This is a genomic window from Marinobacter sp. DY40_1A1 (genome assembly GCF_016597815.1).
GTDB classification, from domain to species: domain Bacteria; phylum Pseudomonadota; class Gammaproteobacteria; order Pseudomonadales; family Oleiphilaceae; genus Marinobacter; species Marinobacter xiaoshiensis.
The window spans coordinates 200,845-215,803 of sequence record NZ_VCHA01000004.1 but is presented as its reverse complement, the minus strand read 5'-3'; the positions used below and the strand labels follow the sequence as shown (position 1 = coordinate 215,803).

Annotated in this window: 12 protein-coding genes; 2 read left to right on the top strand and 10 right to left on the bottom strand. The window is 55.9% G+C overall.

Annotated elements, in window-relative coordinates:
• Nucleotides 1-87 precede the first annotated feature (87 nt).
• Nucleotides 88-2,595, bottom strand: a complete 2,508-nt coding sequence (nirB, locus tag FFI61_RS11855) for a nitrite reductase large subunit NirB (protein WP_200370640.1) — start codon at nucleotides 2,593-2,595, stop codon at nucleotides 88-90.
• Between the two features lie 28 nt (nucleotides 2,596-2,623).
• Nucleotides 2,624-3,856 (bottom strand): NAD(P)/FAD-dependent oxidoreductase, encoded by a 1,233-nt coding sequence (locus FFI61_RS11850; RefSeq protein ID WP_200370638.1) that lies wholly within the window; start codon nucleotides 3,854-3,856, stop codon nucleotides 2,624-2,626.
• A gap of 341 nt (nucleotides 3,857-4,197) precedes the next feature.
• Between FFI61_RS11850 and FFI61_RS11845 the strand changes: the two genes are divergently transcribed.
• The gene (locus FFI61_RS11845; protein ID WP_200370636.1) at nucleotides 4,198-5,502 is read left to right on the top strand and encodes a nitrate regulatory protein; all 1,305 of its coding nucleotides are present in this window, start codon (nucleotides 4,198-4,200) and stop codon (nucleotides 5,500-5,502) included.
• Between the two features lie 9 nt (nucleotides 5,503-5,511).
• Here FFI61_RS11845 and FFI61_RS11840 read toward each other — a convergent pair whose 3' ends face one another.
• The 3 genes from FFI61_RS11840 to FFI61_RS11830 all read right to left on the bottom strand — a co-directional run bounded on the left by FFI61_RS11840 (nucleotide 5,512) and on the right by FFI61_RS11830 (nucleotide 8,725).
• The gene (locus FFI61_RS11840) at nucleotides 5,512-6,378 is read right to left on the bottom strand and encodes an ABC transporter ATP-binding protein (protein ID WP_200370635.1); all 867 of its coding nucleotides are present in this window, start codon (nucleotides 6,376-6,378) and stop codon (nucleotides 5,512-5,514) included.
• A gap of 11 nt (nucleotides 6,379-6,389) precedes the next feature.
• Nucleotides 6,390-7,307 carry an ABC transporter permease gene (locus FFI61_RS11835; RefSeq protein ID WP_413785035.1) on the bottom strand — a complete coding sequence of 306 codons (918 nt, stop codon included), beginning with the start codon at nucleotides 7,305-7,307 and terminating at the stop codon, nucleotides 6,390-6,392.
• A gap of 101 nt (nucleotides 7,308-7,408) precedes the next feature.
• Nucleotides 7,409-8,725, bottom strand: coding sequence for a CmpA/NrtA family ABC transporter substrate-binding protein (locus FFI61_RS11830; protein WP_265092132.1), 1,317 nt, complete (start codon nucleotides 8,723-8,725; stop codon nucleotides 7,409-7,411).
• A 500-nt stretch (nucleotides 8,726-9,225) separates the two neighbouring features.
• Between FFI61_RS11830 and FFI61_RS11825 the strand changes: the two genes are divergently transcribed.
• Nucleotides 9,226-11,898, top strand: coding sequence for a molybdopterin-dependent oxidoreductase (locus FFI61_RS11825; protein ID WP_320159568.1), 2,673 nt, complete (start codon nucleotides 9,226-9,228; stop codon nucleotides 11,896-11,898).
• Here the strand turns inward: FFI61_RS11825 and FFI61_RS11820 are convergent.
• The 5 genes from FFI61_RS11820 to FFI61_RS11800 form a co-directional block, all read right to left on the bottom strand.
• On the bottom strand, nucleotides 11,881-12,537 hold the full coding sequence (locus tag FFI61_RS11820; protein WP_227714866.1) for a hypothetical protein: 657 nt from the start codon (nucleotides 12,535-12,537) through the stop codon (nucleotides 11,881-11,883). The two genes, FFI61_RS11825 and FFI61_RS11820, sit on opposite strands and share 18 nt — an antisense overlap.
• Nucleotides 12,538-12,722: 185 nt before the next feature.
• On the bottom strand, nucleotides 12,723-13,067 hold the full coding sequence (locus FFI61_RS11815) for a hypothetical protein (protein ID WP_200370629.1): 345 nt from the start codon (nucleotides 13,065-13,067) through the stop codon (nucleotides 12,723-12,725).
• A gap of 164 nt (nucleotides 13,068-13,231) precedes the next feature.
• Nucleotides 13,232-13,681, bottom strand: a complete 450-nt coding sequence (locus FFI61_RS11810; protein ID WP_200370627.1) for a hypothetical protein — start codon at nucleotides 13,679-13,681, stop codon at nucleotides 13,232-13,234.
• Between the two features lie 10 nt (nucleotides 13,682-13,691).
• Complete coding sequence (locus tag FFI61_RS11805; protein WP_200370625.1) at nucleotides 13,692-14,039, bottom strand: hypothetical protein; 348 nt, start codon at nucleotides 14,037-14,039, stop codon at nucleotides 13,692-13,694.
• 57 nt (nucleotides 14,040-14,096) lie between these two features.
• Complete coding sequence (locus tag FFI61_RS11800; RefSeq protein WP_200201456.1) at nucleotides 14,097-14,615, bottom strand: Hcp family type VI secretion system effector; 519 nt, start codon at nucleotides 14,613-14,615, stop codon at nucleotides 14,097-14,099.
• Nucleotides 14,616-14,959: the final 344 nt, after the last annotated feature.

Sequence of the window (14,959 nt, the reverse complement as noted above, 5' to 3'; positions counted from 1 at the left end):
GTTTTTGGCTTTTCGATATCCAGGTGGACCGAGAGCGTGGTGGTATGGGGTGCCTTTCCGCCGCGCGCCCCCACCTAAACAACCAGGCTAAACAGACTCCAAAACAGGCCGCCTCTGCCCCCGCTCAGTAGTCCACTGCTGCACCGGATCCCTCTGCTCTGGCAAGTTCACAAACTCCCGAAACCGCTTACGCTTCCCGGGATCCTCCACAGCCGTTTTCCACTCACACTGGTAGGTATCTACAATGCCGTTCATATGCTCTTCGAGCTCAGCACAGATGCCCAGACTGTCCTCAAGAACCACCTGCTTCAGATACTCCAGACCGCCCTCCAGGTTCTCCATCCACACACTCGTGCGCTGCAGCCGGTCGGCCGTGCGCACATAGAACATCACCACCCGGTCAATGGTGCAGATCAGCTCATCATCAGACAGATCGGTGGCAAACAAATCAGCATGGCGCGGACGCATGCCGCCATTACCGCAAACATAGAGATTCCAGCCGTTCTCGGTGGCGATCACCCCGAAATCCTTACTCTGCGCTTCGGCACACTCACGGGTGCAGCCAGATACCGCCATCTTCACCTTGTGCGGTGCCCGCAGGCCCTTGTAGCGATTCTCCAGAAGGATCGCCATGCCCACGCTGTCCTGCACGCCATAGCGGCACCAGGTGCTGCCAACACAGGATTTCACCGTGCGCAGGGACTTGCCGTAGGCGTGGCCAGTCTCGAAGCCAGCTGCAATGAGCTTCTCCCAGATCTCCGGCAACTCACTGAGCGTGGCGCCAAACAGGTCAACCCGTTGGCCGCCGGTTATCTTGGTATACAGGTCGTACTCTTTGGCCACCTCGCCCAGCACGATCAGCTTATCGGGCGTGATCTCCCCGCCAGGAATGCGCGGCACAATGGAATAGGTGCCGTTTTTCTGCATGTTGGCCATGAAGGTGTCGTTGGTGTCCTGCAGAGGCACATTATCGGTGGTCAGAATATGCTCATTCCAGCAGGTGGCCAGAATGGAGCCGACGACCGGCTTGCAAATGTCACAGCCATGGCCCTTGCCGTGCTGGCTGATCAGGGTGCGGAAGCTGCGGATGCCGTTCACCTTCACCAGGTGGAACAAGTCTTGTCGGCTGTAGGGGAAGTGCTCACACAGGTCCTTGCTGACTGCCACGCCGCGTTTTTCCAGCTCGTTGTCTACGACGCTCTTGAGCAATGCGGTACAGCCACCGCAACCGGTACTGGCCTTGGTCTCGGCTTTGACGCCGGCAAGATCGCTGCTGCCAGCATCAATGGCACAGCAAATGTCGCCCTTGGTGACGTTGTGGCAGGAACAGATGGAAGCGGATTCCGGAAGCGCGTCGGGGCCCAGCGCCGGCGCACCGCCCTGGCTCACCGGCAGGATCAGGGCTTCCGGATTATCGGGTAGTGCTATGCCATTCAGTGCGTACTGCAGCAGAGTATCGTAGTAGCTGTTATCGCCTACCAGAATGGCACCCAGCAGTGTTTTACCGTCTTCGCTGACAACCATGCGGCGGTAGTGGCCTGTTTGTTCGTCGTTAAAGCGTATGTTGCGGGCGCCGGGCGTCTGGCCCTGGGCATCACCGATGGAGCCAACATCCACGCCCAGCAATTTCAGCTTGGTGCTCATATCGGCACCGGTAAAGGCAGCGTCAGAGTCGCCGTTCAGCACGGATGACAGGGTGCGGGCCATGGTATAGCCGGGCGCGACCAAACCAAAAATCCTCTGGTTCCAGAGCGCGCACTCGCCAATGGCATGGATATGCGGATCGGAGGTGGTGCACTGGTCGCTCACGACGATGCCGCCACGCTCGCCCACGTCCAGGTCACTGGCTCGCGCGAGCGCGTCTTGCGGACGAATACCGGCGGAAAATACGATCAGATCGGTCTCCAGATGGCTGTCATCGCTGAAGTTCATGCGCAGCCGCGCGTTCTCGCCCGCAACGATGGCGGTGGTGGCTTTCTCGGTGTGAACCTGAACACCCAGCTCTTTAATTTTGTGGCGCAACAGCGCACCGCCGTCGGCATCCAACTGCACCGGCATCAGGCGGGGGGCGAATTCCACCACATGGGCCTGCAGTCCGAGGCTTCTCAACGCATTGGCGGCCTCCAGACCAAGCAGGCCACCGCCTACTACGACGCCGGATTTGCCCTCTTTGGCGCTGGCGCGAATGGCATCGAGATCGTCCAGGGTTCGGTATACAAAACAGTGGGGGTGCTCGCGGCCTTCAATCGGCGGCACGAACGGGAAGGAGCCAGTGGCCAGCACCAGTTCGTCATAGTGGTATTCGCCTTTCGGTGTGACCAAGGTACGCTGATCCCGGTTCAGGGCGGTGACCGGCTCATTTAAATGCAACTCAATACCTTGCTCGGCGTACCAGTTCTCCGTGCCCATGGCGAGATCAGCATGGGTAGAGCCTGCGAAGTACTCAGACAGGTGAACCCGGTCGTAGGCCAATTGCTTCTCTTCGCCGAAAACCAGAATGTCATAGTCCGATGCCGCAGAGCTGGCGACAAATTGCTCGATAAAGTGATGGCCAACCATGCCGTTGCCAATCACGATCAGGGTTTTCTTGCTCATGGTTTTTCCTCTCTTCATGGGCAGCGCTTCAGGCCGCTGCTTCGCAATAGGGTTTGCCAAAGGGCAACTGAGCCCGGAATGGTTGGATGTTAGTGTTGTTGTTGATCAGCTCCTGGTACCACGGGCCCTGGCTTGTGTTGCCCAACAGAATGGCGCCAACCAGCCGGTTATCGCGAACCAGCAGGTGGTTGTATCCGCCGGTTGTGATGTCTTGCCAGATCAGGGATTCGGTATGCTCATCGGGTGCCTGCTTGCCACAGGAAAAAACGGGTATGCCGCCGATCTTGAGCCTGGTGGCGATTTCAGAAGGCTGGTATGTCGCGCTTCTGGTTGTTCCTGCCAGTACGCATGCCAAGGTTTTTGCGTGCTGGTAACCCGGCTCCACAAGCCCATAGGTTTCGCCGTTGAACTCGCAGCACTCGCCAATGGCGAAAATGTCTGCAGCGCTGGTTTGTAGCTGAGCATTGACCTGTATGCCGCGCCCGCAGGCCAACCCGGCGTTTTGTGCCAGTTCACGGTTGGGCTTGATGCCGGTAGCGATGACAACGAGATCCGTGCTGATCAGAGTCTGGTCATGCAGTTGAATGGCACGAACACGTTCTTGCCCCAGTATCCGGGTGGGGGATGTGGACGTCAGAATATGCATGCCGCGTTGGGTCAGGGCGTCAGACAGAAGCTTGCCACTGTCCGGGTCCAGCTGCCGGTTAAGGAGATGACAGCTTCGGTGCAAAACGGTGACATCCATGCCCCGGCGCAGCAGACCTTCGGCAGCCTCAAGCCCGAGAAATCCGCCGCCAACCACGATGGCCCGCTTCCGGCTCTTGCTAAGCTCAATCAGAGTGCGAGTGTGATTCAGATCGCGAAAATTCATGACGCCGCCCAGTTCTTCGCCGGGAATACCCAGGCGGGCGGGGCTGGCTCCGGTTGCAATAACCAGTTTGCTATAGCTGTAAACACGACCTGAGCTTGTCTTCACCCTGTGCTCATCCGGAGCGATAGCCTCGACTGCTTCACCGTGATGAACCTGAATGCCGTGATGAGCAAACCAGGCGTCTGGTTTCAAGGGCAGGCTATCCTCTTGGGTGTCTCCGCTGAGCAGGGCAGAAAGCTGAACCCGGTTGTATGCCGCATAGGTTTCGCCGTTGAACACAATGATATTCCGATAGGGGATTGAGGCTTTGCTCACCAACTCTTCAAGGAATCGTTGAGCCACCATTCCGTGGCCACAGACGATCAATGTCGGTTCCATTTTCCGGATCATCTTTGCACCTATGCCCCGCTTAAAACCAAAAAAGCCGGAGCATCTCGTCCCCTCGGGGAATCGATGATCCGGCGCCAATGCCATCAATAGTTTTCTGGAAGCTCGGCCGAATCCTTGGCCGTAACAATCGTCCTTGAATTGTATAAAGCGATGTTCGTGCCAAATTACAAAAACCCTTAAAATCAATGCGTTGATGTTTCCTTGATAGGTGTGGAGCTTGGGTATCCGGTTTTTTTGCACCTTGCAGGAGCAGGCTGCACGACTTTGATGCGTTTTTGCTGGCGCGGTAATTGCTCCGGTTTCCAGTGATGCAGCAATGTGACTACACCCGGAGTTTTGAAATGGATATCAGCAAGCGTCGACACAACCTTGTCCAGCCCTCGGCTGAGGCGTACCTGATCGCATCGCGGCGGTGCGAGCTTATGAACCTCCAGTATTTTTTGCAGATGGGGAAGCTGGTGCAGAGCATCAGCAATCTCGTGCACGGGCTGCAGCGGGAACGCGGAGCGTCCTCCATTTTTCTGGGATCGGGCGGTGAAAAGTTTGGCCTGGAGAGAAAAACTATGGTCGCTGAATCGGAGTGTTTGTATATCGTTTTCAAGCGGGCACTGGCTGAGATCCATGAAGAGTTGACGACACACCCTGTCAGCAGCCACTTGCTGGCTCATATTGCCAGTGCCCTTCATGGGCTGGAGAGCCTGACAGCGCTGCGCGTGCGGGTGAAAGCCCGGGCACTGTCGGTGCCAGAGACAACCGAGTCCTACAGCACGCTTATCCAGCGGCTGATTACTGTGGTTTTCGAAGCGGCGGATACTGCCGTAGATCCCTCGCTTGCGCGTTTGCTGGTGGCTATGGTGCATCTGATGAAGGGCAAAGAGTTCTGTGGTCAAGAGCGCGCAGCAGGCTCCGTCGGATTCTCCACAGGACGCTTTGACAGTGCACTGGGCCGGCGCATGACGCACCTTGTTGAAGCGCAGGGGCGGTGTTTTGAAGTGTTTGTCGAGTTTGCCGATGAGCAGAGCGGCCAGCTACTGAAGAGCCTGCTTGCTCATGAGCGGGAGCAGGAAGTGGAGCGTCTGCGGCGGTTCGGATGCGCCATCGGCCGATACAAACCTCTGGACCCGGAACATGCTGATCACTGGTTTGCGCTAATGAGCGAGCGTATGGATGAGCTCAAAAAGGTAGAGGAATCGGTGGAAAACAGTTTTCATGGGCGCTGTGCCGAGCGCTATGCAGACGCACGGAACTCACTGGCACATCATGAGGTACTGATTGCAGCACTTGAGCAGCCAGAAAATTCTGTGCCGTCCATGTTGGTACTCTGTGAGCCAGACAACAGTGGGCAGATCCAGTCAGGCGAAGTCTGGAACAGCGACGGTATTGGTCAACAATCTGGACGATCAATTTTTGACCTGGTGCAGGCACAGTCACGTCGGCTTCAACAGATGAGCGAGGATTTGCAGAGTGCCAAAGACGCTCTGGAAGAGAGGAAAGTTCAGGAAAAGGCGGTCTTGTTGTTGATGCGTCACCGCAAAATCAACAACGATGACGCTCATCGGGTTTTGCGAAAGCTGGCCATGGATCAGGGTAAAAAGCTGCCCGAGGTTGCTCGGGCACTGGTGTCTATGGCTGATGTGTTGAAGTAAGCGACCTGTTCAGGCCTTCGCCGCCGGAGCGGTGTCTTTTTGCATGTTTGTGCCAGTCGTTTGATTATTCCGGCGCGGGGTGATGCTTTCCAGCTTACGTTGCTTCTCATAGAGAAACTTCAGAACCTCCTGCCGGTAGTGCACGTAGGTGGGATCATCCGCCAGAGTGACCCGGTTACGGGGCCTTTCCAGATCGATATAAAGATCTTCCCCGACGGCCGCCGCGGGGCCGTTGGTCATCATGATAATGCGGTCAGACAGCAACACCGCTTCGTCCACATCATGGGTAATCATGATCACCGTGTTGTTCAGCTCTTGCTGGATTTCCATCAGGGAGTCCTGCAGGTGAGCCCGGGTCAGCGCATCCAGAGCGCCAAAAGGCTCATCCATCAGCAGCACGCTGGGCTTCATTGCCAATGCCCGGGCGATGCCAACCCTCTGTGCCATGCCACCTGAAATTTCCCCCGGCCGCTTGGTGGCAGCGTGGGCCATGTTGACCAACTCCAGGTTGTGATGGATCCAGCTTTGACGCTCCTGTTTTGTCATGGACTTACGGAATACCTGTTGCACCGCCAATTCCACGTTCTCGTACACCGTCAACCAGGGCATCAGAGCATGGTTCTGGAACACCACGGCCCGCTCTGGCCCGGGAGAGTTGATCTCATGGCCATCCAGAATGCATCCGCCCTTGGTAGCTTGCAGCAGGCCGGCGACGATGTTCAGGACTGTGGATTTACCGCAGCCGGAATGGCCAATCAGGGAGACAAACTCACCTTTTTTGATTTTCAGGTTGATGTTATCCAGTGCAATAAAGGAACCCTTGGGTGTATCAAAAGACATTTCCACGCCGGTCAGTTCCAAATGGGGCTTGCTCATAAGTTTCTCCGTTACTCGTTCCACGCAATTTTCTTCTGAAGCGTCAACATGATGCGATCCAGTACAAAGCCGATAAAACCGATGGCCAGCACGGCCGCCATGATCCGGCTCAAGGACTGGCTGCTGCCGTTCTGGAACTCATCCCAGACAAACTTGCCAAGCCCGGGGCTCTGCGCCAGCATCTCAGCAGCAATCAATACCATCCAGGCAATGCCGAGCGAGACGCGAAGCCCGGTGAAGATTATGGGTATCGAGGATGGAAGAACGACCTTCATCACGTGGGTCCAGAATGACAACCGCAGAACCCGCGAGACATTCAACAGGTCGGGATTCACCGCAGCTACGCCAACGCCTGTGTTGATCAGGGTGGGCCAAAGGCTGCACAGGGTGACGGTGATCATCGAGGTGAGGAATGACTTCTCGAACATTGGGTCTTCACTGACGTAAGTAGCCGATACCACCATGGTGACCAGAGGTAGCCATGCTAGTGGCGAAACGGGTTTGAATATCTGGATCAGTGGGTTGATCGCTGCTTGAAGGTGCCGGTTAAGACCCAGCACTATGCCCAGTGGGACGGCGATCGCTGTTGCCAGAAGGAAGCCCGCCATGACGGTGATCAAGCTGGTGACAATCTGGTCCACAAACGTCGGGGCACCGGGGTAGCTTCGGATCTTGACTTCGGCGTCTGGGTTTTTAGCCAGAATTCGAGCATTTCGATCCTCCTGCATTATTACGAACTTGTCCGCCCGTTCCCTTTGATTGATGTGCTCCTGCCAGAGCTGTCCGCTCTGCTCCCAGACTTGCACCGGGCCAGGGAAGGAGCCCAACGAGGTGTTCACTTGGGGTGCAGCCAGATGCCAGAAACCGAGGAAGACCAGAATGCCGACCATCGGGAGTACCAGCTCCTTGCTGGTTCGGGCCAGCTCCATGCCAGTGAATCGATCTGTCAGTGCTTTCAGCCCCCCGAAACGTCGAATTCTGGAGCTTGTGTTCATTAGTGTGCTCATGTGGTTCTCCTGAGAACGGCGCGTTAAGGGGTATCGGAGCCTTTCAGGCCAATAGCAAAACTGTTGATGTAGGCATTGGGTTGGCGCGGGGTAAAGGCGACACCATCTATCAGCTCTCCCTGATGGGGGCGGGAGAAGTTTTCCTGGCTGAAATCGGGGAAATCTTCAGCCTTCATCAAACCATCGTCGATCAGGGATTGGGCTGCTTTGGCGTAGATGTCTCCGCGGTAAACCTGTGTGGCCGTTTTCATATACCAGTCATCCGGTTTGGCCTCGGAGATCTGGCCCCAGCGGCGCATCTGCGAGAGATACCAGATGGCATCGGACGGATACGGGTAGGTGGCGTAGTGGCGGAAGAAGACGTTGAAATCTGGCACGCCCCGGACATCGTCTTTTTCGTATTCGAAAGTGCCTGTCATGGAGTTGGCAATGACTTCGGCATCTGCGCCCACGTAGCTCGGGCGAGCAAGGATCTCGACGGCCTCTTCCCGGTTGGCGTTGTTGTTTTCATCCAACCAGTAAGCGGCGCGAATCAGGGCGCGCAGCAGGTGCAAGTGGGTATTGGGATTCTCTTCGGCCCAGGCCTGACTGACACCGAATACCTTCTCCGGGTTGTTGGGCCAGATCTCGTAGTCGGTGATCACCGGAACGCCTATGCCCTTGAACACGGCTTGCTGGTTCCAGGGCTCGCCCACGCAATAGCCCTGAATGGTGCCAGCTTCCAGAGTGGCGGGCATTTGTGGGGGCGGGGTTACAGAAAGGTGCACGTCTGCATCAAGGGTGCCGCTGGTATCGCCGCTCTGAGGGGCGTAGTAGCCAGGGTTCAGGCCACCTGCCGCCAGCCAGTAGCGTAGCTCGTAGTTGTGGGTGGAAACAGGGAACACCATGCCCATGCGAAAGCGTTCGCCCTTCTCCCGGGATTGCTCTACTGCCGGTTTCAGGGCACTTGCGCTGATCGGGTGCACCAGCTTTCCGTCCTTCTCAGGAATGTGCTGGCGCATGGTCTCCCATACACTATTGGAAACGGTAATCGCGTTGCCGTTCAGGTCCATGCTGAACGCAGTAATGATGTTGGCCTGAGTGCCATAGCCAATGGAAGCGCCCAGTGGCTGGCCTGCCAGCATGTGGGCGCCGTCCAGTTCGCCGGTGATAACTCTGTTCAGCAGCACCTTCCAGTTGGCCTGTGCTTCCAGTTCAACGAATAGGCCTTCGTCCATAAAGAAGCCCTCCTCCCAGGCAATGGCCAGAGGCGCCATATCGGTCAGTTTGATGAAACCGAGCTTCAAATCCGGCTTCTCTGGTGGGCCAATCTCGGCCTGGGCCATGCCGGCACTGGCCATAAGGGAGACTGCAGCAGCCAGCCCAGCCAGTCGGCTGAATGATCCTGCGACCATGTTCAGTGATGTTTTCATGAATTATCTACCTCGTGACATTCTTTCAGACAAAAAAATACCTGCCCTCCGCTGTCGGAAGGCAGGCACCTATGCCCGTTTAATCTGAGTGGTCTCGAATGTTCAGGGTGGAGATTGCACAGCTTGTGCCAGTGATAAAAAATACTTTAAAAACAGTTTGTTAGTTTTGTTTGTCAGGTTTCAGGCGGAATTTTAGAAAGGTTATTCTGGTTTGCTTTAGTGCAGGATTGAGTGGTTTTGCACCATTGTGAATCGTTGGAGACGTGCCAAGCGAGAGTCTGTTGCAGGTACGTTATGGGCGCGCGGGCCCTGTACGCAGCGTTTCGGGGCCAGGTTCATGGTTTGTGGGGCTGCGCTGGCCTTGTTATTGCAGTTCGCATTTGGGTTTTGAGCAAACAGTGATCAAACACAGGCGAAGAGGTAGCAGCGTGGATTCCAATATCAAACCGGCTGACAGCATTCAAACCACGTGCCCATACTGTGGTGTGGGTTGTGGTGTGGCAGCGACACCTTCTGAAGTGACTGGCGACAAACGCCACCCCGCCAATCAGGGCCGGCTGTGTGTTAAAGGCTCAGCGTTGCATGACACCCTGGTACCTGCCGGAAGGCTGTTGAAACCCCGAATTGAAGGTGAGGAGCGAAGCTGGCCCGAGGCGCTTGCCGCAGTGTGCGGTGCCATTCGCGATGCTGTTGATCAGCACGGCCCGGGGTCTGTGGCTCTGTACCTGTCGGGTCAGCTGTTAACAGAGGACTATTATGTTGCCAATAAACTTGCCAAAGGGTTTATTGGCACACCCCATGTGGATACCAACTCGCGGCTTTGTATGTCTTCAGCGGTGGCAGCCCACAAACGGGCGTTCGGCGAGGACTGTGTTCCCGGCTGTTACGAGGATCTGGAACTCGCGGATCTTCTGGTGCTGGCGGGCAGCAACACCGCCTGGGCCCACCCTGTGCTCTATCAGCGTATGCAGGCATCACAGCGTGCGGGCCGCCGGGCGGTGGTCATTGACCCCCGGCGAACCGCCACGGCAGACCTTGCAGACCTTCACCTCAAGCTGAAACCGGGCACAGACACGGTTCTTTTCAACGGCTTGCTTGTGTGGCTGTCACAACACGGGGCGACAAATCCTGACTATATTGCGAAGCACTGCAGTGGCTTTGAAGAAACCCTTGCCTGCGCACTGGAGGTTGCACCCTCGGTGGCTTCAGTTGCCGCCCAATGTGATCTTGCCGGGCATGAGGTTGAGCAGTTCTATCGGTGGTATGCCGATACACCTCGCACTGTGACAACGTTCTCCCAGGGGGTTAACCAGTCGGCAGCCGGTACCGACAATTGCAACGCCATTTTCAACTGCCATTTGGCCACAGGCCGTGTTGGCAAGCCAGGTGCCAGCCCTTTTTCCCTGACCGGCCAACCGAATGCCATGGGGGGCCGGGAGGTAGGCGGTCTGGCGAATACCCTTGCCGCACATATGGAATACGACACCCCGGGAGCACGTGAGCGTTTGGCCGGATTCTGGGGTACAGATCGTCTTCCGGAGGCGCCCGGGTTCAAAGCCGTTGAGCTCTTTGAGGCAGTGCATCGAGGTGATATCAAGGTGCTCTGGATTATGGGCACCAACCCTGCGGTCAGCCTGCCGGATTCGGCGCGGGTTTGTGAGGCTTTGGCAGCTTGCCCGACGGTGATCGTGTCTGACTGCATGGCGAATACGGATACCACAGCCTTCGCCAATATATTACTGCCGGCGGCTGGGTGGGGTGAAAAAGACGGAACCGTGACCAATTCGGAGCGCTGCATTTCGCGCCAGCGATCTTTTCTGCCTTTAACTTCCGAAGCTCGCCCAGACTGGCAGATACTGACGTCGGTTGCGCGGGAGCTTGGGCACGCCCAGGCCTTTCAGTATCAGCGTCCGGCAGATATTTTTCGGGAGCACGCGATGCTCTCCGCCCTTGCTTGCAAGGCTAGCGATGGGCGTCAGGTGTTTGATATCGGCGTTTTGGCCCAGTTGACAGATGCTCAGTATAACCAGCTGGAACCTGTGCAGTGGCCTGTGTCCATGGGTGCGGCGGGTGATGTAACCGGCACACCCCGGCTGTTTTCTGACGGGCGCTTTGCCACGGATAACGGGCGCGCCCGAATGGTGCCCATTTCTGCAGGGCTGCCCTGCCAAGTCGTAACCTCACGCTATCCACTTGTGGTCAATACCGGCCGTATTCGTGATCAATGGCACTCCATGACGCGCACGGCACTGGTCTCCCGGCTTCTGACGCACCGCCAGGAACCTTCCATTGAAATCCATCCGGACGATGCGCTCCACTATGGGATCACTGACGGGACCTTGTGCCAGCTCACCGGGCCAGGGCCTGAGGCATTTCTTGGTCGGGCTCGACTGACAGCGGATCAACGCCCCGGAGAGGTCTTCATACCGATTCACTGGAGCGGATGTTTTGCCTCGCAAAGTGTTGCAACAAATCTGATTGCTGCTGTGACCGATCCGATCTCTGGCCAGCCAGAAAGCAAGCACGGTATTGCCAGCCTATCTAGCCTTGCGAGCCGATGGCAGGCTCGGCTGATGCGTCGCGAATCCGGAGGAGGGCTGGGGGCACTGGCGGGACTCTGTGATTATTGGTGCCGCCAGCCACTGACCCATAGTACGAGCTGGTGGCTGGCCGGTAACCAGACGATGGACTGGGGCAGTGATGCGCAGAGTTGGCTGGAGGGAGAGCCACAGCTAATTATGGCTGATGCGGCGCAAGGGCGCTTCCGGGCAGCGCACGTAGTTGATGGCCGGTTGGATGCTGTTCTTTTGGTTGATCGTGAGGCGGATCTTTTGCCGGACCTGGCGTGGTTGGATCAGTGCTTTTCGGCTGAACGTTTGAGCGCTGATCAGCGACAGTGTTTGCTTGCGGGCCGGTCTGTGGAAACGGAAGAAATCGGGGCCCTGGTGTGCAGCTGCTTTCAGGTGGGTGACCGCCAGATTGCCAGTGCCATCCGCCGTGGGCACGCGACACTGGAAGCCTTGGGGCGCACTCTAAAGTGCGGCACCAACTGTGGCTCCTGTGTTCCGGAAATTCGTGAGTTGTTAGCGCACCCTGCGTAGCATAGGCATGGGGACTCGGTAGCGCTGCCCGCTGAATCTGCCTGTGCCGTCGACGGTGCAGGTTTTGCGGTTAACCCGCGTAATCTCGCCCTGAAATTCCCGCAAGCCGTGGTCAAAGGCCACCGCTTCCCCAATGTTCCAGCCCGACTTCTGCTTCTTGAGATCCGGCATTTCGAAAGGCTGTTTAGACAGATCAATGCCCAGCTGTTCCGCGTGCTCCGCTAATACCTCCCGCACGACACCAGCCTCTCCATTTTCATGCAGTCCATCAAGAATGTTATAGAAGTGCCGGTTGTGAACCGAGCCAGGAAACCTGTGGCCCGCACTGTGTTGCAGCAGGTGGGCGAACTCATGGCAGCAGGTGTGTGCCAGCAGATTAAGCGTGTTCAGCTCGCCGCCGAAATATCCGCGCCGGTGAATCTCCCGGCTGGAGAGCCAGCCGCTCGCTGTGGCGGGATGATGCTTGGCCTGAATCATGCGAAGGCCGTAAGTGATCTGGTGCTGCTTTGGCTGCGGGTCAAAACGGTGATAGGTCGCCTGGCCTGAGCCTACCCGGCACACCAGAGTGCTTCCGGGCGCTTGCGCCTGAACCCGGTTTGCAGCGGGTTGCCAGAGAATCTGCTCTGTAACATTGCACATCAGCTCGCCTAGCTGGCGCATTTGAGATTTTGGGTGCTTCATGTCAGTGGAAGGGCTACGCGCCTCATGATCTGGTAAATCGGTTTCGTTAGGGTACCTGCCAATTTACTGGATTCTCGGCGACGAGTCAGACAAACCGTCACCAAATAAAAAAAAGTGGTGACGGTTTGTCTGAAGGCGGCGTATTAAATTCCGGCCGAGACTGTCTTGACGATTTCGTCGAAGTCACCTTCAGGGAAGCTGAAAATAAGAATTGAGTCGGAGTGCGTTTCGCTGAATAGGTAGCCGGTAACGTAATTACGATTTTTTGCTGCGTACCCCGTGAAGCCAGATGGGAGATTCAATGGCGTTGTATTGGTGGATGCTGATTCAGAGCTGAGTTTAAGCTCGTTCAGAAAAGCTTCCGCTGACTCGGAGCCTTCGGGGACAGGTTCAATGCGGATGAACCCAATGGCTTTTCTTTTACTGAACAGGGATATGTCATTTGCGTCAATACGCACTGCATCGAATAAAGAAGAACCCACAGACACTGAGTAATCCTGGCTCGGCGAAAATGATACGAGCTGAACCGAGCTGCAGCCCGACAAAAGCAGTAACAATATGACTGTGCTGATGAGCTTCATCTTTTCAGGTTTCCTTGCCTTATCTGAAAACTGATTCCAGCAAGCTTTGGAATGGTGATCCGCGAATGAGTTTACTCGAAAAGCTTCACGCCATTAATGCGAACAGAATCTGAGCCTTCCGTCGGCCCTTGGAAGGTGATGAGAGATTGGGCAGAGCCATCAGGCACGATGAAAATTGTTCTAAAATCTCCTTGAACTACACCAAATGCCTGAGCGTCAGGAATAGACTCTATCCAGGCTGGTTTGCTAGATCCCTGAGCCGCGCTTTCAAATAGAGCTATAGATGCGTCACTTGCAGTGTCTGAGCTAGCTGTGTTGGGGATTTCATCTGATTTGACGAAACCGATGATCCGGTTATTTTTCAGAAAAAGGAGCTCACCATCCCTCACCTTAACGGAGGAAAACATGTCGCTTGGTACTTCTATAGACAACTCGTTGGACGGTTGAATGATCAGTGACGAATGGGGTGCGCAGCCCGGGAGCAGAAGCAAAAAAGCAATAATCAGACCGATCCTTGGCATGGCAGAAATCTCATCTCAAAGTCGTTTCGATAGAGGTTCTAAACTGGCCAGAACGGACATTCCGGCACATCCAGCTTACCCTCACTTCATTCTGCAGAAAAGGTTTTCCTGCCTCGCGAATCAGGCGTAAAGCCCATTTGGTGATCCTACGAGTTGGCCGCAGCAGATCCTGCGGGGAAGGGACAGCATCAATCCACTTGCTGCAATCAACCGTTTCCACAAGCATGTGGGCAATCGCCCGGACTGTCTCTTCAGTTACGCTGCTTTCAGTGAAACCCGAAGCAACAGATTGGCCGTAGAATGCCTCCATTATCGCTCTGATTTTATCAATATCTTCGGACGATAAATGAATATCCATATTTTCATCCTTGAAAATATAGAAGGGGCCCCTCCAGGGAGGCCCCTTCTGGGGTTATTAAGCCTCGATTGGCGAACGCCAGTCGTCTGCACCGGAAGTGCCGGCAACTGCGTGCTCCCAGGTTACCTTGCGGTAGGACAGGGACACGGTAACCAGCTGGGTGAAGTCAGCGCTGGCAGCGTCCTGGCAGTGGGGCATGGTGCAGTTGATGTCGATAATGGTGGCATCTTCCAGGATGGTGGAGAAGAAGTGCTCCTGCTTGCCTTCAACCGAGGTGCGGTACCACTTGAGCTCAACCTTTGGCAGCATTTCGCCAGAAGCCAGTGCGTTGTACATCAGCGGTGTGGATTTGTTCAGTGCGGATGTGAACTTGAACGGCTTGTGTACACGCTGGCCGGAAGGCTGGCCGGACTGGGGATCGGTAGGAACAGTAACAACGTGGCTGAATTCCTGAACCAGCACTTCGTCTTCGTGGCCTTCAACGTAGATGTTGCCTACAGAGTCGGAAGTGAATGCACCAGCGGTAATGTTACCCTGGGTTTTGCCTTCGATAGAGATATAACAAGGAGTTGGCATAGTCTGCTCCGTGACGTTTGAATGAATAAAAGTCCCTGGATGTTCCGTGGACGAGCAGATATAAACAAAGCCCGTGCCAAGTTGGAAAAGTGCTGTTAAAACAGTGAGTAGACGAATCCAGATAAGGCTCCATACTGCGGTGGGCAAGCTTATGCTCAGCCTCTGAGCGAGAAGTTGCTGTCTGGGCCAATAATTGCCCGAGCAGGGTGTTGCGCCTATTTCCGGTCTGTAATCCCCCGTCTCCCAAGCCTCTGTTAGAATTAAGGCGTCGAGGAGCTTGTTTGCCTGAATGACCTGATTCGAATCCGGAGGCCTTGCCATTAACATTCAATCGCTGCAGAACC

Bases quoted from the DNA above. Each gene is read 5' to 3' on its own strand.
- FFI61_RS11800 (WP_200201456.1), bottom strand. From the start codon at position 14,615: ATGCCAACTCCTTGTTATATCTCTATCGAAGGCAAAACCCAGGGTAAC.
- FFI61_RS11835 (WP_413785035.1), bottom strand. From the start codon at position 7,307: ATGGAGCTGGCCCGAACCAGCAAGGAGCTGGTACTCCCGATGGTCGGC.
- FFI61_RS11840 (WP_200370635.1), bottom strand. From the start codon at position 6,378: ATGAGCAAGCCCCATTTGGAACTGACCGGCGTGGAAATGTCTTTTGAT.
- FFI61_RS11830 (WP_265092132.1), bottom strand. From the start codon at position 8,725: ATGGCCAGTGCCGGCATGGCCCAGGCCGAGATTGGCCCACCAGAGAAG.
- FFI61_RS11820 (WP_227714866.1), bottom strand. From the start codon at position 12,537: ATGTGCAATGTTACAGAGCAGATTCTCTGGCAACCCGCTGCAAACCGG.
- FFI61_RS11805 (WP_200370625.1), bottom strand. From the start codon at position 14,039: ATGGATATTCATTTATCGTCCGAAGATATTGATAAAATCAGAGCGATA.
- FFI61_RS11810 (WP_200370627.1), bottom strand. From the start codon at position 13,681: ATGCCAAGGATCGGTCTGATTATTGCTTTTTTGCTTCTGCTCCCGGGC.
- FFI61_RS11850 (WP_200370638.1), bottom strand. From the start codon at position 3,856: ATGATCCGGAAAATGGAACCGACATTGATCGTCTGTGGCCACGGAATG.
- FFI61_RS11845 (WP_200370636.1), top strand. From the start codon at position 4,198: ATGGATATCAGCAAGCGTCGACACAACCTTGTCCAGCCCTCGGCTGAG.
- nirB (WP_200370640.1), bottom strand. From the start codon at position 2,595: ATGAGCAAGAAAACCCTGATCGTGATTGGCAACGGCATGGTTGGCCAT.